This is a genomic window from Paenibacillus sp. FA6, assembly GCF_051550225.1.
Classification (GTDB): domain Bacteria; phylum Bacillota; class Bacilli; order Paenibacillales; family Paenibacillaceae; genus Paenibacillus_AQ.
The window spans coordinates 487,215-504,330 of record NZ_CP188820.1; the positions used below are offsets into that span (position 1 = coordinate 487,215).

Below are 17,116 nucleotides of genomic sequence, written 5' to 3' on the forward strand. Positions count from 1 at the left end.
GGAATCTTCTAGGGGAGCCTTGTTTTCTATTGAAGCTTTATTTACTTCGCGATGAGATCCTCAGGATTAGAGGGTGTATTTGACGTGTTCGGTGCTTCTCCGAAAGGAAGCATTAATGAGGAAGGATCGGACTGATCAATAGAAGTTGCTTCGTATTGTGCCACTGCCTTATATTTCGCAGATAAGTAAGTGACAGCCGTAGATTTAGAAATAACCTGAGTATACATAAGGTCAGGGTCTGGATTATTAATAACATAGTACACGGTTGCTGTTAGATCAGGGCCAAATTCTATTCGTTCAATGGAGGCCGAGTATCCTGGATTAGGAAGATCATGCACTGTGAGCGATACCTTGTTCACGTCCTGGGTTACTTTCTCAATAGAAATGCTGGTCTTGTAGGTCTTTTTAGGCGCAATGACTTTTTGCTCGGGTACAATTTTTTTAGCAAATTCAGATGAATTATAAATCATGATAGCTGCTTCAGAGCGAGTTATTCCATCGTTTGGCCGGAAACCATTATTTTCGCTTAAAGTAATAATCCCCGTATTAAGTAGCGTCTGTAGGCTGTTCGAAACTTCTGATGAAAGATTCTCCCCATCTGAGATATGGACGTACATTAAAGTTACTGGAAAGTTACCTTTCGTCAAAAGAGATTGGTTAACTAAGTGTGCAAATTGTGCTCGAGTTATTGTGTCGCTAGGATTAACTGTCTTATCTACAGCAAGGCCATTGTCATGAGCAATAAGGAATGCCTTGGCATACCATGCGTCATCAGCTACTTTGTCGAAGTGGTCACTTGCCTTAGATGGATGGTTATCCAACTGTAAGTTGAAGGCGTTGATTAGGAACTGAAGTCCCTGAGCATATGTGACCTTGGACTTGGGAGCGAATAGTTCAGTACTAATACCATTAATGATATTTGAATTTCTTAGAGAATTGATTTTTGCTTCAGCCGGATCACCTGACAGATCGGAGAAAGCAAGTGCTGAACTACCAAGTGATAGCGATGTTGCCAGGACACTACAAATGATAGCTAACTTTGTAACATTGAATTTAGATTTTTGTTTATTCATTTTATATCACCTCTACTTATATAGATGGAGAATACTTGTAAAAGGTTGCAGTGTGGCGTCAACTTTTTTTATTCTATTGAAAATGCATGCTAGAGGTAATGGATTCATGAAATGTAAGAATAAAGTAGTTTGCAGAAATAAATCATTGACTAATCTCATTGTGAGTATTTTAATAGAGGATATAGCATTTTACAAATTGAATATGGATCTTCGGGGTAGGTGAAATTCCTAACCGGCGGTGAGAGTTCCTGTTTATGATGAACTTCTAGCCCGCGACTCGTCATCATGAAGATGGTGGCGACTGACTTGGTGTGATTCCAAGGCCGACGGTAAAGTCCGGATGGGAGAAGATCAAGCAAATGCATGACGTGTTTTTTGAAAATATAAGAAAGTATAAGTTTCACTTGATACTCTATTCCTTATATTTCCGCTGAAACGGGTGCCGTCTTTGAAAAAGGACGGCATAGCCGTTTCTACTTGTGCGCACAAGCTTATTTGATCAGCCCCCGTAAATGTCGATAACTATCGAATGCGGGGGTTTTCTTTTGTAAGACCCCATATTCAGAGTAAGGGGACAGAGAGAGTGGACAATGTAGTGGAGAGTGTGAAGCCTGTTGCATCTGTAAGAGAAAAGCCTTCAAAGAGTGGGTTTTGGCTAGTAGTATTGGGAGCAGCTCTATGGGGAGTGGATCCTCTATTTCGAATTATTTTATTAGATTCACTTACTTCAACCCAGATTGTATTGCTTGAACATATGATTATTGTTGTGTTTGTTGCTCCGGTGCTATGGAAGAATCGCTACGAACTCCGTGGATTACGGATGAGACATGTTGTGGCGCTTCTGTTTATATCTTGGGGCGGTTCAGCCATTGCGACGATACTGTTTACTATGGGATTGGCTAATGGGAACATTAATGCTGTACTGTTGCTTCAAAAGCTTCAACCGTTGTTTGCCATTATCTTGGCGAGAATACTATTGAAAGAACGACTTCCAAAGAATTTCTCCAAACTGTTTCTTTTAGCGATAATCGGTACTTATTTGCTCACATTTGGATTTGCAGTACCAGTAGGTCATTGGAATGATTTTGTTAAAGTAGGTAGCTTGTTTTCGCTAGGCGCTGCTGCTCTATGGGGCGGATCGACTGTGATGGGGCGTTTAATGGTTGGCCAGATGAAGTATGAGACTGTCACTTCCTTAAGGTTCATACTGGCATTGCCTTTGCTACTCTTTATTACTTGGGGTGAAGGAGGAGTGTGGAGTTTACCAATCGGATCGACTGCTATGGTATGGGTATCTTTGAATCTGGTGGGTCAAGCTCTATTACCTGGTCTGCTCAGTCTCCTGGTTTACTATAAGGGGTTAACGACTACGAAAGCGTCGGTTGCGACATTGGCAGAGTTAAGTTTCCCGATGGTAGGCGTGCTGATTAATTGGATTGCATTCCGAGAGGTGATCACGCAACCACAACTGATTGGTTTTATTCTGATCTGGGTAGCTCTGTTTGCAATCTCTAGACAAGATGGTGAGACGACGCTTGTTTAACGACTAAACCATATCTCTTTGCAACCATAGAAACTGTGGGGCAGAGAGATTGTTTTGTTTATATTGAATCTTTAAATTGTAAAAAAATATGACTTGCGCTGATAGAGGATGGCATGTTATATTATAAATCCGGTCAGCGAGAAAATAAAAAATGTCTAACAAAGACATTAAAAAAAGACTTGCATTATTAAACCGGATGCGATATGATATAAAAGTTGTCACCGAGACACACTGGTGATTAACGAAAGAGAAATTGATCTTTGAAAACTGAACAACGAGTGAGTGGTTTTCACGAAAGTGAGAACAAACAAATGAGAAATCATTTGGATTGAGAATGAATAATTCTCGTCAGTATGTTTCATAATGAGCATAATCGCTCTTTTCATTAACTTGGAGAGTTTGATCCTGGCTCAGGACGAACGCTGGCGGCGTGCCTAATACATGCAAGTCGAGCGGAGATTTCAGAAGTGCTTGCACTTCTGAGATTTCAGCGGCGGACGGGTGAGTAACACGTAGGTAACCTGCCTGTAAGACTGGGATAACTATCGGAAACGGTAGCTAATACCGGATAACTTATTTCTTCACATGAAGAGATACTGAAAGGCGGAGTAATCTGCCACTTATAGATGGACCTGCGGCGCATTAGCTAGTTGGTGAGGTAATGGCTCACCAAGGCGACGATGCGTAGCCGACCTGAGAGGGTGAACGGCCACACTGGGACTGAGACACGGCCCAGACTCCTACGGGAGGCAGCAGTAGGGAATCTTCCGCAATGGACGAAAGTCTGACGGAGCAACGCCGCGTGAGTGATGAAGGTTTTCGGATCGTAAAGCTCTGTTGCCAGGGAAGAACACTTGGGAGAGTAACTGCTCTCAAGGTGACGGTACCTGAGAAGAAAGCCCCGGCTAACTACGTGCCAGCAGCCGCGGTAATACGTAGGGGGCAAGCGTTGTCCGGAATTATTGGGCGTAAAGCGCGCGCAGGCGGTCATTTAAGTTTGGTGTTTAATTCCAGGGCTCAACCCTGGGTCGCACTGAAAACTGGGTGACTTGAGTACAGAAGAGGAGAGTGGAATTCCACGTGTAGCGGTGAAATGCGTAGATATGTGGAGGAACACCAGTGGCGAAGGCGACTCTCTGGGCTGTAACTGACGCTGAGGCGCGAAAGCGTGGGTAGCAAACAGGATTAGATACCCTGGTAGTCCACGCCGTAAACGATGAGTGCTAGGTGTTAGGGGTTTCGATACCCTTGGTGCCGAAGTTAACACATTAAGCACTCCGCCTGGGGAGTACGGTCGCAAGACTGAAACTCAAAGGAATTGACGGGGACCCGCACAAGCAGTGGAGTATGTGGTTTAATTCGAAGCAACGCGAAGAACCTTACCAGGTCTTGACATCCCTCTGAATCCACTAGAGATAGTGGCGGCCTTCGGGACAGAGGAGACAGGTGGTGCATGGTTGTCGTCAGCTCGTGTCGTGAGATGTTGGGTTAAGTCCCGCAACGAGCGCAACCCTTATATTTAGTTGCCAGCACATTATGGTGGGCACTCTAGATAGACTGCCGGTGACAAACCGGAGGAAGGTGGGGATGACGTCAAATCATCATGCCCCTTATGACCTGGGCTACACACGTACTACAATGGCCGGTACAACGGGCTGCGAAATCGCGAGATGGAGCCAATCCCAACAAAGCCGGTCTCAGTTCGGATTGCAGGCTGCAACCCGCCTGCATGAAGTCGGAATTGCTAGTAATCGCGGATCAGCATGCCGCGGTGAATACGTTCCCGGGTCTTGTACACACCGCCCGTCACACCACGAGAGTTTACAACACCCGAAGTCGGTGGGGTAACCCGCAAGGGAGCCAGCCGCCGAAGGTGGGGTAGATGATTGGGGTGAAGTCGTAACAAGGTAGCCGTATCGGAAGGTGCGGCTGGATCACCTCCTTTCTATGGAGAATCGTTTCCTGAGACGGAAACATTCGAACACGGTGACTATGGTCACCGTAAGACTTTACAATGTAAAGTCGCACACTCACTCGTTGTCAGTTTTGAAAGAGCAATCTTTCAAACATGTTATTTCTCTTGTAGAAATGACTTTGATCCTTGAAAACTAGATAACGAACGAATTTGTAAGTTAGAATGAACATTCTTTTATATGTACGTTTTGTTAACTTGTTAACGAAACAAAGTGTAAAAGTAGCTAGCGAGTATTCAGTTTACTGAATACGGACTAAAATGTACGTGCGAGTGTATTGAGGCTGGGGATCCTTTGGGAGCTTGTTTCAACCGTTTACGGGGGAAATAAGCGGACAACAGAGCACCAGAGTCAAAACAGGAGCATCGTGGTTAAGCTACTAAGAGCACACGGAGGATGCCTAGGCACTAGGAGTCGATGAAGGACGTGGCGAACAACGAAACTGCCTCGGGGAGCTGTAAGCAAGCTTTGATCCGGGGGTGTCCGAATGGGGAAACCCGGCTGTGTTAATACGCAGTCACTCTTACCTGAATACATAGGGTAGGTAGAGACAGACCAGGGGAACTGAAACATCTAAGTACCCTGAGGAAGAGAAAACAATAGTGATTCCGTCAGTAGCGGCGAGCGAACGCGGATTAGCCCAAACCAAGGAGCTTGCTCTTTGGGGTTGTGGACGTCTCACACGGAGTTACAAAGGAATATATTAAGCGAAGAGGTCTGGAAAGGCCCGGCATAGAAGGTAAAAGCCCTGTAGCTGAAAGTATATTCTCTCCGAGACGTATCCCGAGTAGTGCGGGGCACGTGAAACCCCGTATGAATCCAGCAGGACCATCTGCTAAGGCTAAATACTCCCTAGTGACCGATAGTGAAACAGTACCGTGAGGGAAAGGTGAAAAGCACCCCGGAAGGGGAGTGAAATAGAACCTGAAACCGTGTGCTTACAAAAAGTCAGAGCCCGTTCTATGGGTGATGGCGTGCCTTTTGTAGAATGAACCGGCGAGTTACGTTCCCGTGCAAGGTTAAGCTGAGAAGGCGGAGCCGCAGCGAAAGCGAGTCTGAATAGGGCGAAATTTAGTACGTGGACGTAGACCCGAAACCGAGTGATCTACCCCTGTCCAGGGTGAAGGTGCGGTAACACGCACTGGAGGCCCGAACCCACGCATGTTGAAAAATGCGGGGATGAGGTGGGGGTAGCGGAGAAATTCCAATCGAACTCGGAGATAGCTGGTTCTCCCCGAAATAGCTTTAGGGCTAGCCTCGGAATGAAGAGTCGTGGAGGTAGAGCACTGATTGGGTGCGGGGCCCGCAAGGGTTACCAAGCTCAGTCAAACTCCGAATGCCATGTACTTATATCCGGGAGTCAGACAGTGAGTGCTAAGATCCATTGTCGAAAGGGAAACAGCCCAGACCATCAGCTAAGGTCCCCAAGTGTGTGTTGAGTGGGAAAGGATGTGGAGTTGCACAGACAACCAGGATGTTGGCTTAGAAGCAGCCATCATTGAAAGAGTGCGTAATAGCTCACTGGTCGAGTGACTCTGCGCCGAAAATGTAACGGGGCTAAACACACCACCGAAGCTATGGCTTGATACTATGTATCAGGGGTAGGGGAGCGTTGTATAGAGGTTGAAGGTGTACCGTGAGGAGCGCTGGACACTATACAAGTGAGAATGCCGGTATAAGTAACGAAAAGATCAGTGAGAATCTGATCCGCCGAAAGCCCAAGGTTTCCTGAGGAAGGCTCGTCCTCTCAGGGTAAGTCGGGACCTAACGCGAGGCCGAAAGGCGTAGTGGATGGACAACAGGTTGAAATTCCTGTACCACCGTAATCCGTTATGAGTAATGGGGTGACGCAGTAGGGTAGTGACGCGGACTGATGGAATAGTCCGTCTAAGCAGTGAGGCTTGTGTGTAGGCAAATCCGCACACTATAAGGCTAGGCTGTGATGGGGAGCGAAAATTATAGTAGCGAAGGTCATGATCTCACACTGCCAAGAAAAGCCTCTAACCAGGAGAAGGTGCCCGTACCGCAAACCGACACAGGTAGGCGAGAAGAGTATTCTAAGGCGCGCGGAAGAACTCTCGTTAAGGAACTCGGCAAAATGACCCCGTAACTTCGGGAGAAGGGGTGCCCCGGTAGTGTGAATAGCACGAGGGGGCCGCAGTGAAAAGGCCCAAGCGACTGTTTAGCAAAAACACAGGTCTGTGCGAAGCCGTAAGGCGAAGTATACGGGCTGACGCCTGCCCGGTGCTGGAAGGTTAAGGGGAGTGGTTAGGGGTAACCCGAAGCTATGAACCGAAGCCCCAGTAAACGGCGGCCGTAACTATAACGGTCCTAAGGTAGCGAAATTCCTTGTCAGGTAAATTCTGACCCGCACGAATGGCGTAACGATTTGGGCGCTGTCTCAACGAGAGATCCGGTGAAATTTTAATACCTGTGAAGATGCAGGTTACCCGCGACAAGACGGAAAGACCCCATGGAGCTTTACTGCAGCTTGATATTGGATTTGGGTACGATCTGTACAGGATAGGTGGGAGCCTGAGAAATAGGAGCGCAAGCTTCTATGGAGGCATCGTTGGGATACCACCCTGATCGTATCTAGGTTCTAACCTAGGACCGTAAACCGGTTCGGGGACAGTGTCTGGTGGGCAGTTTGACTGGGGCGGTCGCCTCCTAAAGAGTAACGGAGGCGCCCCAAGGTTCCCTCAGAATGGTTGGAAATCATTCGAAGAGTGCAAAGGCAGAAGGGAGCTTGACTGCGAGACCTACAAGTCGAGCAGGGACGAAAGTCGGGCTTAGTGATCCGGTGGTACCGCATGGAAGGGCCATCGCTCAACGGATAAAAGCTACCCTGGGGATAACAGGCTTATCTCCCCCAAGAGTCCACATCGACGGGGAGGTTTGGCACCTCGATGTCGGCTCATCGCATCCTGGGGCTGAAGTAGGTCCCAAGGGTTGGGCTGTTCGCCCATTAAAGCGGTACGCGAGCTGGGTTCAGAACGTCGTGAGACAGTTCGGTCCCTATCTGTCGTGGGCGCAGGAAATTTGAGAGGAGCTGTCCTTAGTACGAGAGGACCGGGATGGACGCACCTCTGGTGTACCAGTTGTTCCGCCAGGAGCATAGCTGGGTAGCTACGTGCGGACGGGATAAGCGCTGAAAGCATCTAAGCGTGAAGCCCCCCTCAAGATGAGATTTCCCAATTAGTAAGACCCCTTGAAGACTACGAGGTAGATAGGTTGGAGGTGGAAGCGCAGCAATGTGCGGAGCTGACCAATACTAATCGGTCGAGGGCTTATCCTAACAAATGTTTAACGGTTGAAGTGTATACTTCATACTTTCTAACACAAATTCGTTCGTATCTAGTTTTCAGGTGATCAAACATCTGGATAAGCTGCAGGTCCTTTATGAGGACTGATATTTTCTCGCAGCGATTTCGAGAAGCGTAAGCTTCGAAAAATCATGTTTGGTGGCGATAGCGGAGGGGTTCCACACGTACCCATCCCGAACACGACCGTTAAGCCCTCCAGCGCCGATGGTACTTGGACCGCAGGGTCCTGGGAGAGTAGGACGTCGCCAAGCAGAAGTTTTGTAAGACATGATTACATACATAAGTGATGTAAGGAATGTATTATGAAATGTTATATTCCCTGATAGCTCAGTTGGTAGAGCACTCGACTGTTAATCGAGTTGTCACAGGTTCGAGTCCTGTTCGGGGAGCCATAACGGCCCGTTGGTCAAGTGGTTAAGACACCTCCCTTTCACGGAGGTATCAGGGGTTCGAGTCCCCTACGGGTCACCATTTTAATATTTTTTAATGACGCGGGGTGGAGCAGCCCGGTAGCTCGTCGGGCTCATAACCCGAAGGCCGCAGGTTCAAATCCTGCCCCCGCAACCAATTATATTATGAGGAACCGTGGTGTAGTTGGCCTAACATGCCTGCCTGTCACGCAGGAGATCGCGGGTTCGAATCCCGTCGGTTCCGCCATTTTTATTATTCATGGGACATTAGCTCAGTTGGTAGAGCACCTGACTCTTAATCAGGGTGTCGAAGGTTCAAGCCCTTCATGTCCCACCATATATTTAAACTGTGCGCGTGTGGCGGAATTGGCAGACGCACTAGACTTAGGATCTAGCGTTTCACGACGTGTGGGTTCAAGTCCCTCCACGCGCACCATATTTTTGACTTAGCTGTGAATAAATAAATTGCAGCCCTTCAAAATAACGGGACGTAGCTCAGCTTGGTAGAGCACCTGGTTTGGGTCCAGGGGGTCGCATGTTCAAATCGTGTCGTCCCGATCGTTATTTATTTTTTTATGCGGGTGTAGTTCAATGGTAGAACTCCAGCCTTCCAAGCTGATAGCGTGGGTTCGATTCCCATCACCCGCTTAATGATTGTTAAGCAATTGAATAGTAAAAAACACAAAAGAGTTGCGAATTTTCGCAGCTCTTTTGTGTTTTTATAAATAGTTACTCATTTTCAGTTTCGTGATATGCCCATTAAACATTGAGCCCTAAATCATATTTGTATCCAGCAGATTAAAATGATTTAAGCTTATTCATTTCTATCTCTCGAATGAAACGAGTAGCTGCATCTCGAACTGAATCAGCGCCAGCGATGGCTGATATAACAGATACTCCATCTGCACCCGCATGAATGACCGATGCTGCATTGTCGATTTTGATTCCACCTATACCTACTAGAGGAATTTGAATTCCCTTTGCGCGTAGTTCTTCTATAAGGGAAGTTCCCTGAACTTCCTTTGCATCATCTTTGGATTGTGTCGGGAAGATAGGACCTATACCCAAATAGTTGGCTCCATCAAGTAGTGCCTGTTGAGCTTCTTCTAACGTATGGGCAGATACACCGATTATCGCATTAGGACCTAGCCTAGCGCGCATGGAGCTTGCAGGTTCATCATCCTGCCCGATATGGACTCCGTCCGCACCAATAGCAATGGCTAGAGAGATATCGTCGTTGATGATGAAAGGGATATTGTGTTCCCAACATAGCTTCTGAAGCTTTTTTGCCAACTCAAGTTTGGCTTGACCCATGAGGGCACCAGGGCCCTTTTCACGAAATTGAAATAAGGTAATACCTCCTGTAATGGCCTCTGATAATACTTCCACGGGGCTCTTTAGACAGTTGATACTCCCCATGATGAAGTAGAGCTTAAGGGATGGACGAATCGTATCCGAATTAATAGCTAACATGATTCTCGCCTCGCTGTCTTTTCTGATATGCAAAATGATTCGTAGGTCCATGCCCCGCGCCGATGCCTAATTGATCTTCGATAGCCGCTTGGATGAATGATTTGGCTATTTGGATAGCTTCAAGCACGGATGTACCTTTGGCTAATTCTGCTGTAATGGCGGCTGAGTAGGTGCAACCTGTGCCATGAGTGTGTCTCGTCTCAATTCTGTTATTCTCCATATATATGTAGTCATGCCCATCATAAAGGAGATCTATAACTTGCTCTGTAGACGCATCATGTCCACCTTTCATCACGACATAACGACTACCCATCTGATGGATGATTCTAGCAGCTTCTTCCCGATCACTCAAGGTACGAATAGACATTTCGGTAAGTATTTCTGCTTCGGGGAGGTTGGGTGTAGTTATGAGTGCTAAGGGTAGTAAATATCGAATGACGGATTGAACGGCTTCTTGTTGCAAAAGAGGAGATCCTCCCTTAGCGACCATAACAGGATCTATGACCAGGTTACTCCAATGATATTGCTGTACCTTAGCGGCCACGATACGAATAATCTCTCCGCTAAATAACATCCCTGTCTTCACTGCGTCCGGTTCTAAATCACTTCCGATCGAGTCTAATTGCATCGTAAGGGCTTCGGCACTCATAGGGAAGACCCCCTGAACACCCAACGTATTCTGTGCTGTCACTGCTGTGATGGCAGACATTCCGTACACACTCAGTTCTTGAAATGTTTTCATATCTGCCTGTATCCCAGCACCACCACCGCTGTCCGATCCGGCTATAGTCAAAGCTTTATATATGCTCTTCATGGGTAACCTCCCGGTAATCCGATTTGTAGTTCTTTCTATACTTGAGACATCTATTGAAGCCTTTGGATCCTTGATCTTTGTTGAAAAGATTCCGGAGACACCAACGCCAATTGATTCAGGAATTCAATTTGGAAGCTTCCAGGACCTAGAGCTTCTGTCTTAGCAGCAGCTATTTCTGCGGCTACGCCAAAGAATGCAACGGCTTCAGTAACAGCTTCAATCGAATGCTGTTCACTAACAGCTAGAAAGGCAGCAATCACGGAGCCGAGCAAACATCCGGAACCGGTGACTTTTGTCATGATAGGGTGACCATTACTAGCAAGGAATGTGGTATGTCCGTCTGTGATAACATCATCCGCTCCCGTAACCACAACAATACAACCTAGCTTATGAGCTGCCTTTTGTGCGAGTTGAACTACGTTTCCTTCACCAGTTCCGGCCTCCACACCCTTAATGGACCAGTTCTCACCAATCACATGGGCTACTTCTGCAACGTTTCCACGAAGCACGGTTAGCTTAATCTCTTGAGAGACCCTCTGGGCAATAGTTGTACGATAGGAGGTGGCTCCAGCACCAACAGGATCAAATACGACTGGAACATTATTCTCATTAGCTGATTTACCTGCCATGAGAATGGAGTCTACAATATGAGTATTGAGAGTACCCATATTTAGTAGGACAGCATTAGCGATTTTCGCTACATCGGCAACTTCTTCATGAGCATCTGCCATAAAGGGTGAAGCGCCTAGGGCGAGAAGTCCATTGGCTGTAAAGTTGGTAACTACCGTGTTGGTGATGTTGTGTACAAGTGGATTATGCTGACGTACCTTTTGTAGAAATGTCATGATTAACTTCCTCCTTAAGATGAATTAGAAATTGATGAAGGCATCTTCCGCTTTTATAGTGTCAGGTAGTAAATTGTTAGAAATGAGCCATTGATTGACGCTCTCCCATGATTCAGGTGATTGATATCCGAAAGCCTGTTCTTTCGCATCCATCAGTGGTAATAGAATCTCTAGGCTCTTCGTTTCTATTTCTTTATCTAGCGGTGAAGTCTGATCTTCATGTTCAAAAAGTATGGATAGTGCTTCCTCAGGATGCTGTTGTACGTACTGTTGTCCTTGGGCAATGGCTGTGACAAACTTCGCGAGTAACTCTTGCTTGTCTTTCAATCCCTGCTCACTAGCGACAAGGACAAGCTCATAATAATCCGGAACACCATAATCCGTAGGATTCAAAGCGACTACAGCGTGACCTTGCTTAGCAAGTATTAGTTGTTCATGATTGATGAATCCACCCATAATGGCATCAACACTGGAAGTAGCAATGGCCGGAATGAGATCATAGCCTACATCAACCAAATGAACGTCTTCAGGATCGCCCCCATCATTTCGAATCATGGTATGTACCATAGCTTCATATAAAGGAATTGAAGAGTATCCAACGGTTAAACCAGCCAGGTCTTTGGGAGATTGAACCGTTCCATTAGTAGGTACCATAAGATGATTCAATGGATGTCTCACGATAGCAGCAATAGATTTAACGGGAATATTCTCACCGCGAGCCATAAGTAATTGTGGTTGATAACTTAGGGCTAGATCGACCTTTCCAGCAGCTACTAATTTCAAAGCATCATTGGTATCGGCAGGCATTTGGATATCTAGTTCAATCCCTTGTTCCGCGAAGTATCCATTTTCTTGTGCTGTATACAGGAAAGAATGAACGGCATTCGGATACCAATCGAGCATAATGCTCAGCTTTTGAGGCTTATTCTCTACGATTGCCGTTGGCATGTCAGTTGCTTGATTCGAGTTAGACGTATTGCCACAAGCGGTCAAGGAAAAGAGTGCCAGTGCCAGTAGAACGGGGATAACTTTTTTCATACCCATATTTATATTCTTATTTATAGTCATTTCGATAAACCTCTCCTCTTTAGAAACTTGTTCTCTAATATTACGATCATCATAAATAAGGAAATCCCAAGTAAAGAAAGTAACAAGATGGATGCAAACATCTCATCCGTATGCATATTGCTCGACATTCTTCGACTATAGTAGCCTAGCCCCTTTGTACCTCCTAGCCATTCGCCAATCGTAGCTCCAACGACACAATATACGATGGAGAGTTTCAGTCCCGAGAAGAAGGAAGGTAAGGCCATAGGCATCTCAATGGTGCAGAATAGTTCCCAGCGGTTGGCTCCCATCGTCATGAGTAACTCTGCATACTCGCGATCACCCTTTTTTAGACCGTCATAGGTGCTTACTACAATCGGGAAGAATGCAGTTAGGAAGACCACCGCTACTTTACTCCAAATCGTGTAACCGAACCACATGATGAAGATAGGAGAGAGCGCGATTAAGGGGATGGTCTGACTAATAATCATGAACGGATAGAGTGCTTTCTCAAGTGGACGTGAAATATGCATACTTATAGCAAGAATAATGCCCCCACTAACAGATAATATAAAACCTAAGACAACCTCTTCTAAAGTTGCGATTAAATGCCGACTGATCAATAGATGCCCATTCTCAAATAATGCACGGGTAATCGAGGTGGGTGAGGGAATAATAAAGGAAGGTACCCATCCTAAAGAGACCACCGATTCCCAAGCTATTAGGAGTAGTGTAAAAAGAAGTGCAAACCATCCATAATCATGTGCCCAGCGTTTAAAAAGGCGTCTTCTCATGTAATCTTCGCTCCAAGTCCTGCCTCAATTGTATAAAGTGAGGGTCATAGTTCATCTCGTAGTGCCTTGGTCTAGGTAAATTAACGATGATTTCTTCTACACCTTGAGGACTGTCATGGGACATGAGGTAGATGCGATCACTTAATAAAATGGCTTCTTCCAAATCATGTGTAATGAAAAGGACAGTCTTATGTAGATCATCCCAAAGATCTAGTAACCAACGATGCATCTTTCTTTTGGTCATTGCGTCAAGGGCACCAAAGGGTTCATCTAATAACATCAGATCTTGGCCTGTTACGAGTGTTCTGAGAAAAGCGACACGTTGTCGCATCCCACCTGATAATTCATCTGGATAGGCATATGCGTATTTCCCTAGACCGAAACGATCTAATGTTAATTGAATATCTGCTGTGATCTTCTCTTTATTACGCTGATCTAGTTCACGATGAAGTTTCCGATTAAGCTCCCATGGGAGTAGACAATTGTCTAGAACGGTTCTCCAAGGCAGAAGTAAGTCCTTCTGGGGCATGTAAGCCACTGTTCCTAGACGATTCAATGTCCTTTTGCCATGTATATATATTTCTCCATCCATAGGCTCTAGCAGTCCTGCAATCAGCTTAAACAGAGTGCTTTTACCAGAACCACTAGCTCCTATAACAGAAATGAATTCACCCGTATGAACATCCATAGATAGTTCCTGAATGATTGGGGATTCGTATGTACTTGCAAAAGAGTAAGTTAAATTCTGTAGTGATAATATCGCGGTAATCGCCTCCCGTAAACAAATAAAGACCCAACCATTTCCGAAAGGAAATGAGTGGGCCAAAAAGTTCATTCAGGCAAATAAGTGAGCAAATATATGCATGAGTTGAAGATTTCGTTCCACTTCCCTCCGCTGGTATAATCCAGATCAGGTTCCAAGGGTCCGGAACATCAAGTTCCATCTCAGTCATTAGACTCCCCTAGTGAAATACAAGGTCTTATTTAATTGATAACCTATCCAATATAACACAATTTACAAATATGTATAGAGGATGTTCAAAAAGTCATCTTTTGATCACGAAGTATACCAAGAGGCGTATCCAACATCGAAGATTGAATTCAACCGGTCTTTCCGGTGCTCACGTAGGTACTGCCTACGCTCCGCTCCTCTCTCCCTTGCTTCATCCAATCTTCTCGGTGTTGAAAACCTGACTTTTTGAACTCGTATTTATAGACTCATCTCTATTGACTAAGAAAAAAAATCATGATATATTTATCATACAGAATAATTATTACTATTACTTATATAAATCATTTTACTTTGAAAGGAAGATGCTCAATGGTTAAGAAAATACATCCAAGCACAAAAATTGGATATGTGAAATTGAAAATTAGCAATTTGGAACGTTCCTTAGTATTTTATAAAGAGGTTATTGGCTTAGGAGTTTTGAATTTGACAGAGAATACGGCTGAGTTGACAGTGGATGGTAAAGAACCGTTGTTGGTTCTAGAACAAATAGAGAATGCAGTCGTTTTACCGGAAAGATCGGTTGCTGGATTGTATCACTTCGCAATTCTAGTACCTGATCGCATTTCATTAGGACTATCATTACGTAACTTGATGAAGCACAACATTAATGCGGGCCAAGGAGATCATCTAGTCAGTGAAGCATTGTATATTAGTGATCCAGACGGCAATGGTATCGAGATTTATGCGGATCGTCCAAGGGAAACATGGAAGAGAGATGCACAGGGACAATATGTGATGACGACGGATCCAGTTGATGTTGATGGGCTGCTTGCGATATCTGATGGGCAGGAGTGGAATGGCTTAGCTGAAGGAACGATTATTGGACATGTTCATTTCCATGTATCAGATTTGCAGAAGGCGGAGGAATTTTACTGTAATACTCTAGGGCTTGACGTTACCGCTCATTATGGTGCGATGGCATTATTCGTATCTGCAGGAGGGTATCATCATCATATTGGCTTAAACACATGGGCAGGAGTGGGCGCACCATCTGCACCGGCAAATGCGGTCGGATTAGATTACTTCACATGGGTTCTTCCTAATCAGGATGAACTTGATACTGTCATTGTGCAATTAAAGAATGCGGGAATTAGTGTTACTCATCGGGATGGTGGTTGGTTCGTGAAAGATCCTTCCAATATTTCAATAAAGCTGTTGAGTCAAAGTTCAGAGTGAAGTAACACTTAGGAATACGAAAAAGTCGCAAGCATGATGCTTGCGGCTTTTATAATGGCTATGTTGCATACAAATACATCAATTAATCCATGTAATATAATAGTTTTATAACCATATATAACAAAATGATTATTTCGGAACCCTAGATTGTCTGCTAGTCTTAACTCAGATGTAGACGGGGGTGCACATCCGTTTGTATCAAAAAATAGTAAAGGATGGTTATCATGAAAAAAATATTGAGTATCGTGTTAGCTGCAGGAGTAATGATTTCATTAGTAGGGTTTCAACCAGAAGTTAAAGCAGCATCGCCAATTACTGTCAGTACGACGATTATAGTTGCCGCGGGTACAACATTTGATGGTCAGGGTCAGACTTATATTGCAAATGCAAGTACACTCGGAGATGGCAGCCAAGCTGAAAATCAAAAACCGATTTTCAAATTAGAAGCGGGCGCAACGATGAAGAATGTTATCATCGGCGCTCCTGGGGCTGATGGAGTTCATTGTTATGGAAACGCTACCATTACAAATGTGACTTGGCTGGATGTTGGGGAGGATGCTTTAACACTCAAGTCTTCAGGTACGGTTAATATTACGGGTGGTGGAGCATATAAAGCATATGATAAAGTGTTTCAAATGAATGCTGCAGGTACCATTAATATTAAGAACTTTAAAGCTAACGATATTGGGAAACTAGTTCGTCAAAATGGCGGAACTGCATACGCGGTTAACATGACACTTGATAATTCGGATATTTCTAAAGTGAAGGATTCCATTTTCAGAACAGATAGCAGTACAAGCCAAGGGAAAATTACAAATACAAGGTATTCTGGAGTCCCTACACTTTTCAAGGGATTTGCTTCAGGGAAGACAAGTCAGTCTGGTAATACACAATATTAATGCTATAAAGAAAAGGGTGCTGAAATATTCCAGCACCCTTCTTTCTAAATAGGTAATAAAAAAACAAGTTAATTAAGTCCAATACCAGAAAAACCCATCGCGATCCCAGGCTGCTTTTCCAGCGTGTAATTTCTTGAAAACTTTCTTTACATCTTTAGAGATGGATTGGTTGCCATTATCATTAACATAAATAAATTGTTCTCCAAAATGTTCGATAATATGCGTAACTGCTTCTGTTTGAACTAATTTTCCAGAAGCCTTTACTTCAGTAAACATCCATTCAGCAACTTGTTCTGCTGACCATTCCATTTTCATCACTCCTTAATTTTTGAACTCGCACTTATATTGATAGTAACCGACAATTATAGCATGTACAATGAAAAATGCAGCCGATCCTACAATGTAGGAAAGCTGCATCTTTCATTGTTATTATATATTTATTAACTGTACCAGCCCCAGATGAAGATGAACAGTGATCCGAAAATCGTAACTAGACCAACAAATAGTGCATAGGCAAGATTGAGGTATAGCTCCTTCTTTGTACTGGCTATTTCATTAATGTGCATAAATATAAACAGTTGCAAGGAAGCCTGTATCGTAGCCGTAACCGCTAGAATCCCCATTTTAGATGCGAAGGGAATATCTAGTAGGACGGTTAAAGCAAGGGCAGAAAGGACGAGGGAGGATAGATAGCCCATTACATGGCGAATTGGAAATAGCTGTTTCATCAT

Annotated in this window: 12 protein-coding genes, 8 tRNA genes, 3 rRNA genes and 2 riboswitches; of the genes, 14 read left to right on the forward strand and 9 right to left on the reverse strand. The window is 44.8% G+C overall.

Features of this window, described 5'->3' with window-relative positions:
• Positions 1-41 precede the first annotated feature (41 nt).
• Positions 42-1,073 (reverse strand): S-layer homology domain-containing protein, encoded by a 1,032-nt coding sequence (locus ACP8HI_RS02195; protein WP_438349519.1) that lies wholly within the window; start codon positions 1,071-1,073, stop codon positions 42-44.
• 202 nt (positions 1,074-1,275) lie between these two features.
• Positions 1,276-1,429, forward strand: a riboswitch (FMN riboswitch).
• A gap of 227 nt (positions 1,430-1,656) precedes the next feature.
• On the opposite strand from ACP8HI_RS02195, the gene ACP8HI_RS02200 reads away from it, so the two are divergent.
• From ACP8HI_RS02200 to ACP8HI_RS02255, 12 genes are all read left to right on the forward strand, one after another.
• Positions 1,657-2,616: a DMT family transporter gene (locus tag ACP8HI_RS02200; RefSeq protein WP_438349520.1), complete on the forward strand. Its 960-nt coding sequence runs from the start codon at positions 1,657-1,659 to the stop codon at positions 2,614-2,616.
• Positions 2,617-3,003: 387 nt separating this feature from the next.
• Positions 3,004-4,561 (forward strand): 16S ribosomal RNA (locus ACP8HI_RS02205).
• A gap of 397 nt (positions 4,562-4,958) precedes the next feature.
• Positions 4,959-7,887 (forward strand): 23S ribosomal RNA (locus ACP8HI_RS02210).
• Positions 7,888-8,049: 162 nt separating this feature from the next.
• A 5S ribosomal RNA gene (rrf, locus tag ACP8HI_RS02215) occupies positions 8,050-8,166 on the forward strand.
• Together the 16S, 23S and 5S rRNA genes with 8 tRNA genes alongside form the textbook arrangement of a ribosomal RNA operon.
• A gap of 65 nt (positions 8,167-8,231) precedes the next feature.
• Positions 8,232-8,307, forward strand: a tRNA-Asn gene (locus ACP8HI_RS02220).
• A gap of 4 nt (positions 8,308-8,311) precedes the next feature.
• Positions 8,312-8,386 (forward strand) — tRNA-Glu (locus ACP8HI_RS02225).
• A gap of 19 nt (positions 8,387-8,405) precedes the next feature.
• Positions 8,406-8,482, forward strand: a tRNA-Met gene (locus ACP8HI_RS02230).
• 12 nt (positions 8,483-8,494) lie between these two features.
• Positions 8,495-8,572: transfer RNA gene (locus tag ACP8HI_RS02235), tRNA-Asp, on the forward strand.
• Positions 8,573-8,586: 14 nt separating this feature from the next.
• Positions 8,587-8,662: transfer RNA gene (locus ACP8HI_RS02240), tRNA-Lys, on the forward strand.
• Positions 8,663-8,676: 14 nt separating this feature from the next.
• A tRNA-Leu gene (locus ACP8HI_RS02245) sits at positions 8,677-8,761 on the forward strand.
• Between the two features lie 48 nt (positions 8,762-8,809).
• Positions 8,810-8,883: transfer RNA gene (locus ACP8HI_RS02250), tRNA-Pro, on the forward strand.
• A gap of 19 nt (positions 8,884-8,902) precedes the next feature.
• Positions 8,903-8,973 (forward strand) — tRNA-Gly (locus tag ACP8HI_RS02255).
• Between the two features lie 150 nt (positions 8,974-9,123).
• Here the strand turns inward: ACP8HI_RS02255 and thiE are convergent.
• Genes thiE through ACP8HI_RS02285 form a run of 6 tightly spaced genes read right to left on the reverse strand, consistent with a single transcriptional unit; the run spans position 9,124 to position 14,133 of the window.
• Entirely contained in the window at positions 9,124-9,798 is a 675-nt protein-coding gene (gene thiE, locus ACP8HI_RS02260; protein ID WP_438349521.1) for a thiamine phosphate synthase, read from the reverse strand.
• Positions 9,785-10,612, reverse strand: coding sequence for a bifunctional hydroxymethylpyrimidine kinase/phosphomethylpyrimidine kinase (thiD, locus tag ACP8HI_RS02265; protein WP_438349522.1), 828 nt, complete (start codon positions 10,610-10,612; stop codon positions 9,785-9,787). The genes thiE and thiD overlap by 14 nt, the downstream gene beginning before the upstream one ends.
• Before the next feature lie 50 nt (positions 10,613-10,662).
• The gene (gene thiM / locus ACP8HI_RS02270) at positions 10,663-11,457 is read right to left on the reverse strand and encodes a hydroxyethylthiazole kinase (protein WP_438349523.1); all 795 of its coding nucleotides are present in this window, start codon (positions 11,455-11,457) and stop codon (positions 10,663-10,665) included.
• A 24-nt stretch (positions 11,458-11,481) separates the two neighbouring features.
• Positions 11,482-12,525 carry an ABC transporter substrate-binding protein gene (locus ACP8HI_RS02275; protein WP_438349524.1) on the reverse strand — a complete coding sequence of 348 codons (1,044 nt, stop codon included), beginning with the start codon at positions 12,523-12,525 and terminating at the stop codon, positions 11,482-11,484.
• On the reverse strand, positions 12,522-13,298 hold the full coding sequence (locus ACP8HI_RS02280) for an ABC transporter permease (protein ID WP_438349525.1): 777 nt from the start codon (positions 13,296-13,298) through the stop codon (positions 12,522-12,524). The genes ACP8HI_RS02275 and ACP8HI_RS02280 overlap by 4 nt, the downstream gene beginning before the upstream one ends.
• Positions 13,279-14,133: an ABC transporter ATP-binding protein gene (locus ACP8HI_RS02285; protein WP_438349526.1), complete on the reverse strand. Its 855-nt coding sequence runs from the start codon at positions 14,131-14,133 to the stop codon at positions 13,279-13,281. The genes ACP8HI_RS02280 and ACP8HI_RS02285 overlap by 20 nt, the downstream gene beginning before the upstream one ends.
• 35 nt (positions 14,134-14,168) lie before the next feature.
• Positions 14,169-14,272, reverse strand: a riboswitch (TPP riboswitch).
• A gap of 347 nt (positions 14,273-14,619) precedes the next feature.
• Between ACP8HI_RS02285 and ACP8HI_RS02290 the strand changes: the two genes are divergently transcribed.
• Positions 14,620-15,486, forward strand: a complete 867-nt coding sequence (locus tag ACP8HI_RS02290) for a VOC family protein (protein WP_438349527.1) — start codon at positions 14,620-14,622, stop codon at positions 15,484-15,486.
• Positions 15,487-15,710: 224 nt separating this feature from the next.
• Positions 15,711-16,385 carry a pectate lyase gene (locus ACP8HI_RS02295; protein ID WP_438349528.1) on the forward strand — a complete coding sequence of 225 codons (675 nt, stop codon included), beginning with the start codon at positions 15,711-15,713 and terminating at the stop codon, positions 16,383-16,385.
• Between the two features lie 72 nt (positions 16,386-16,457).
• Here ACP8HI_RS02295 and ACP8HI_RS02300 read toward each other — a convergent pair whose 3' ends face one another.
• Together ACP8HI_RS02300 and qoxD are read right to left on the reverse strand one after the other, a co-directional pair.
• Complete coding sequence (locus ACP8HI_RS02300; RefSeq protein ID WP_438349529.1) at positions 16,458-16,694, reverse strand: DUF6953 family protein; 237 nt, start codon at positions 16,692-16,694, stop codon at positions 16,458-16,460.
• Positions 16,695-16,825: 131 nt separating this feature from the next.
• Positions 16,826-17,113: a cytochrome aa3 quinol oxidase subunit IV gene (qoxD, locus tag ACP8HI_RS02305; protein WP_438351681.1), complete on the reverse strand. Its 288-nt coding sequence runs from the start codon at positions 17,111-17,113 to the stop codon at positions 16,826-16,828.
• Positions 17,114-17,116 lie beyond the last annotated feature (3 nt).

Bases quoted from the DNA above. Each gene is read 5' to 3' on its own strand.
- ACP8HI_RS02195 (WP_438349519.1), bottom strand. From the start codon at position 1,073: ATGAATAAACAAAAATCTAAATTCAATGTTACAAAGTTAGCTATCATT.
- thiE (WP_438349521.1), bottom strand. From the start codon at position 9,798: ATGTTAGCTATTAATTCGGATACGATTCGTCCATCCCTTAAGCTCTAC.
- thiD (WP_438349522.1), bottom strand. From the start codon at position 10,612: ATGAAGAGCATATATAAAGCTTTGACTATAGCCGGATCGGACAGCGGT.
- thiM (WP_438349523.1), bottom strand. From the start codon at position 11,457: ATGACATTTCTACAAAAGGTACGTCAGCATAATCCACTTGTACACAAC.
- ACP8HI_RS02275 (WP_438349524.1), bottom strand. From the start codon at position 12,525: ATGACTATAAATAAGAATATAAATATGGGTATGAAAAAAGTTATCCCC.
- ACP8HI_RS02280 (WP_438349525.1), bottom strand. From the start codon at position 13,298: ATGAGAAGACGCCTTTTTAAACGCTGGGCACATGATTATGGATGGTTT.
- ACP8HI_RS02285 (WP_438349526.1), bottom strand. From the start codon at position 14,133: ATGAACTTTTTGGCCCACTCATTTCCTTTCGGAAATGGTTGGGTCTTT.
- ACP8HI_RS02290 (WP_438349527.1), top strand. From the start codon at position 14,620: ATGGTTAAGAAAATACATCCAAGCACAAAAATTGGATATGTGAAATTG.
- ACP8HI_RS02295 (WP_438349528.1), top strand. From the start codon at position 15,711: ATGAAAAAAATATTGAGTATCGTGTTAGCTGCAGGAGTAATGATTTCA.
- ACP8HI_RS02300 (WP_438349529.1), bottom strand. From the start codon at position 16,694: ATGGAATGGTCAGCAGAACAAGTTGCTGAATGGATGTTTACTGAAGTA.
- qoxD (WP_438351681.1), bottom strand. From the start codon at position 17,113: ATGAAACAGCTATTTCCAATTCGCCATGTAATGGGCTATCTATCCTCC.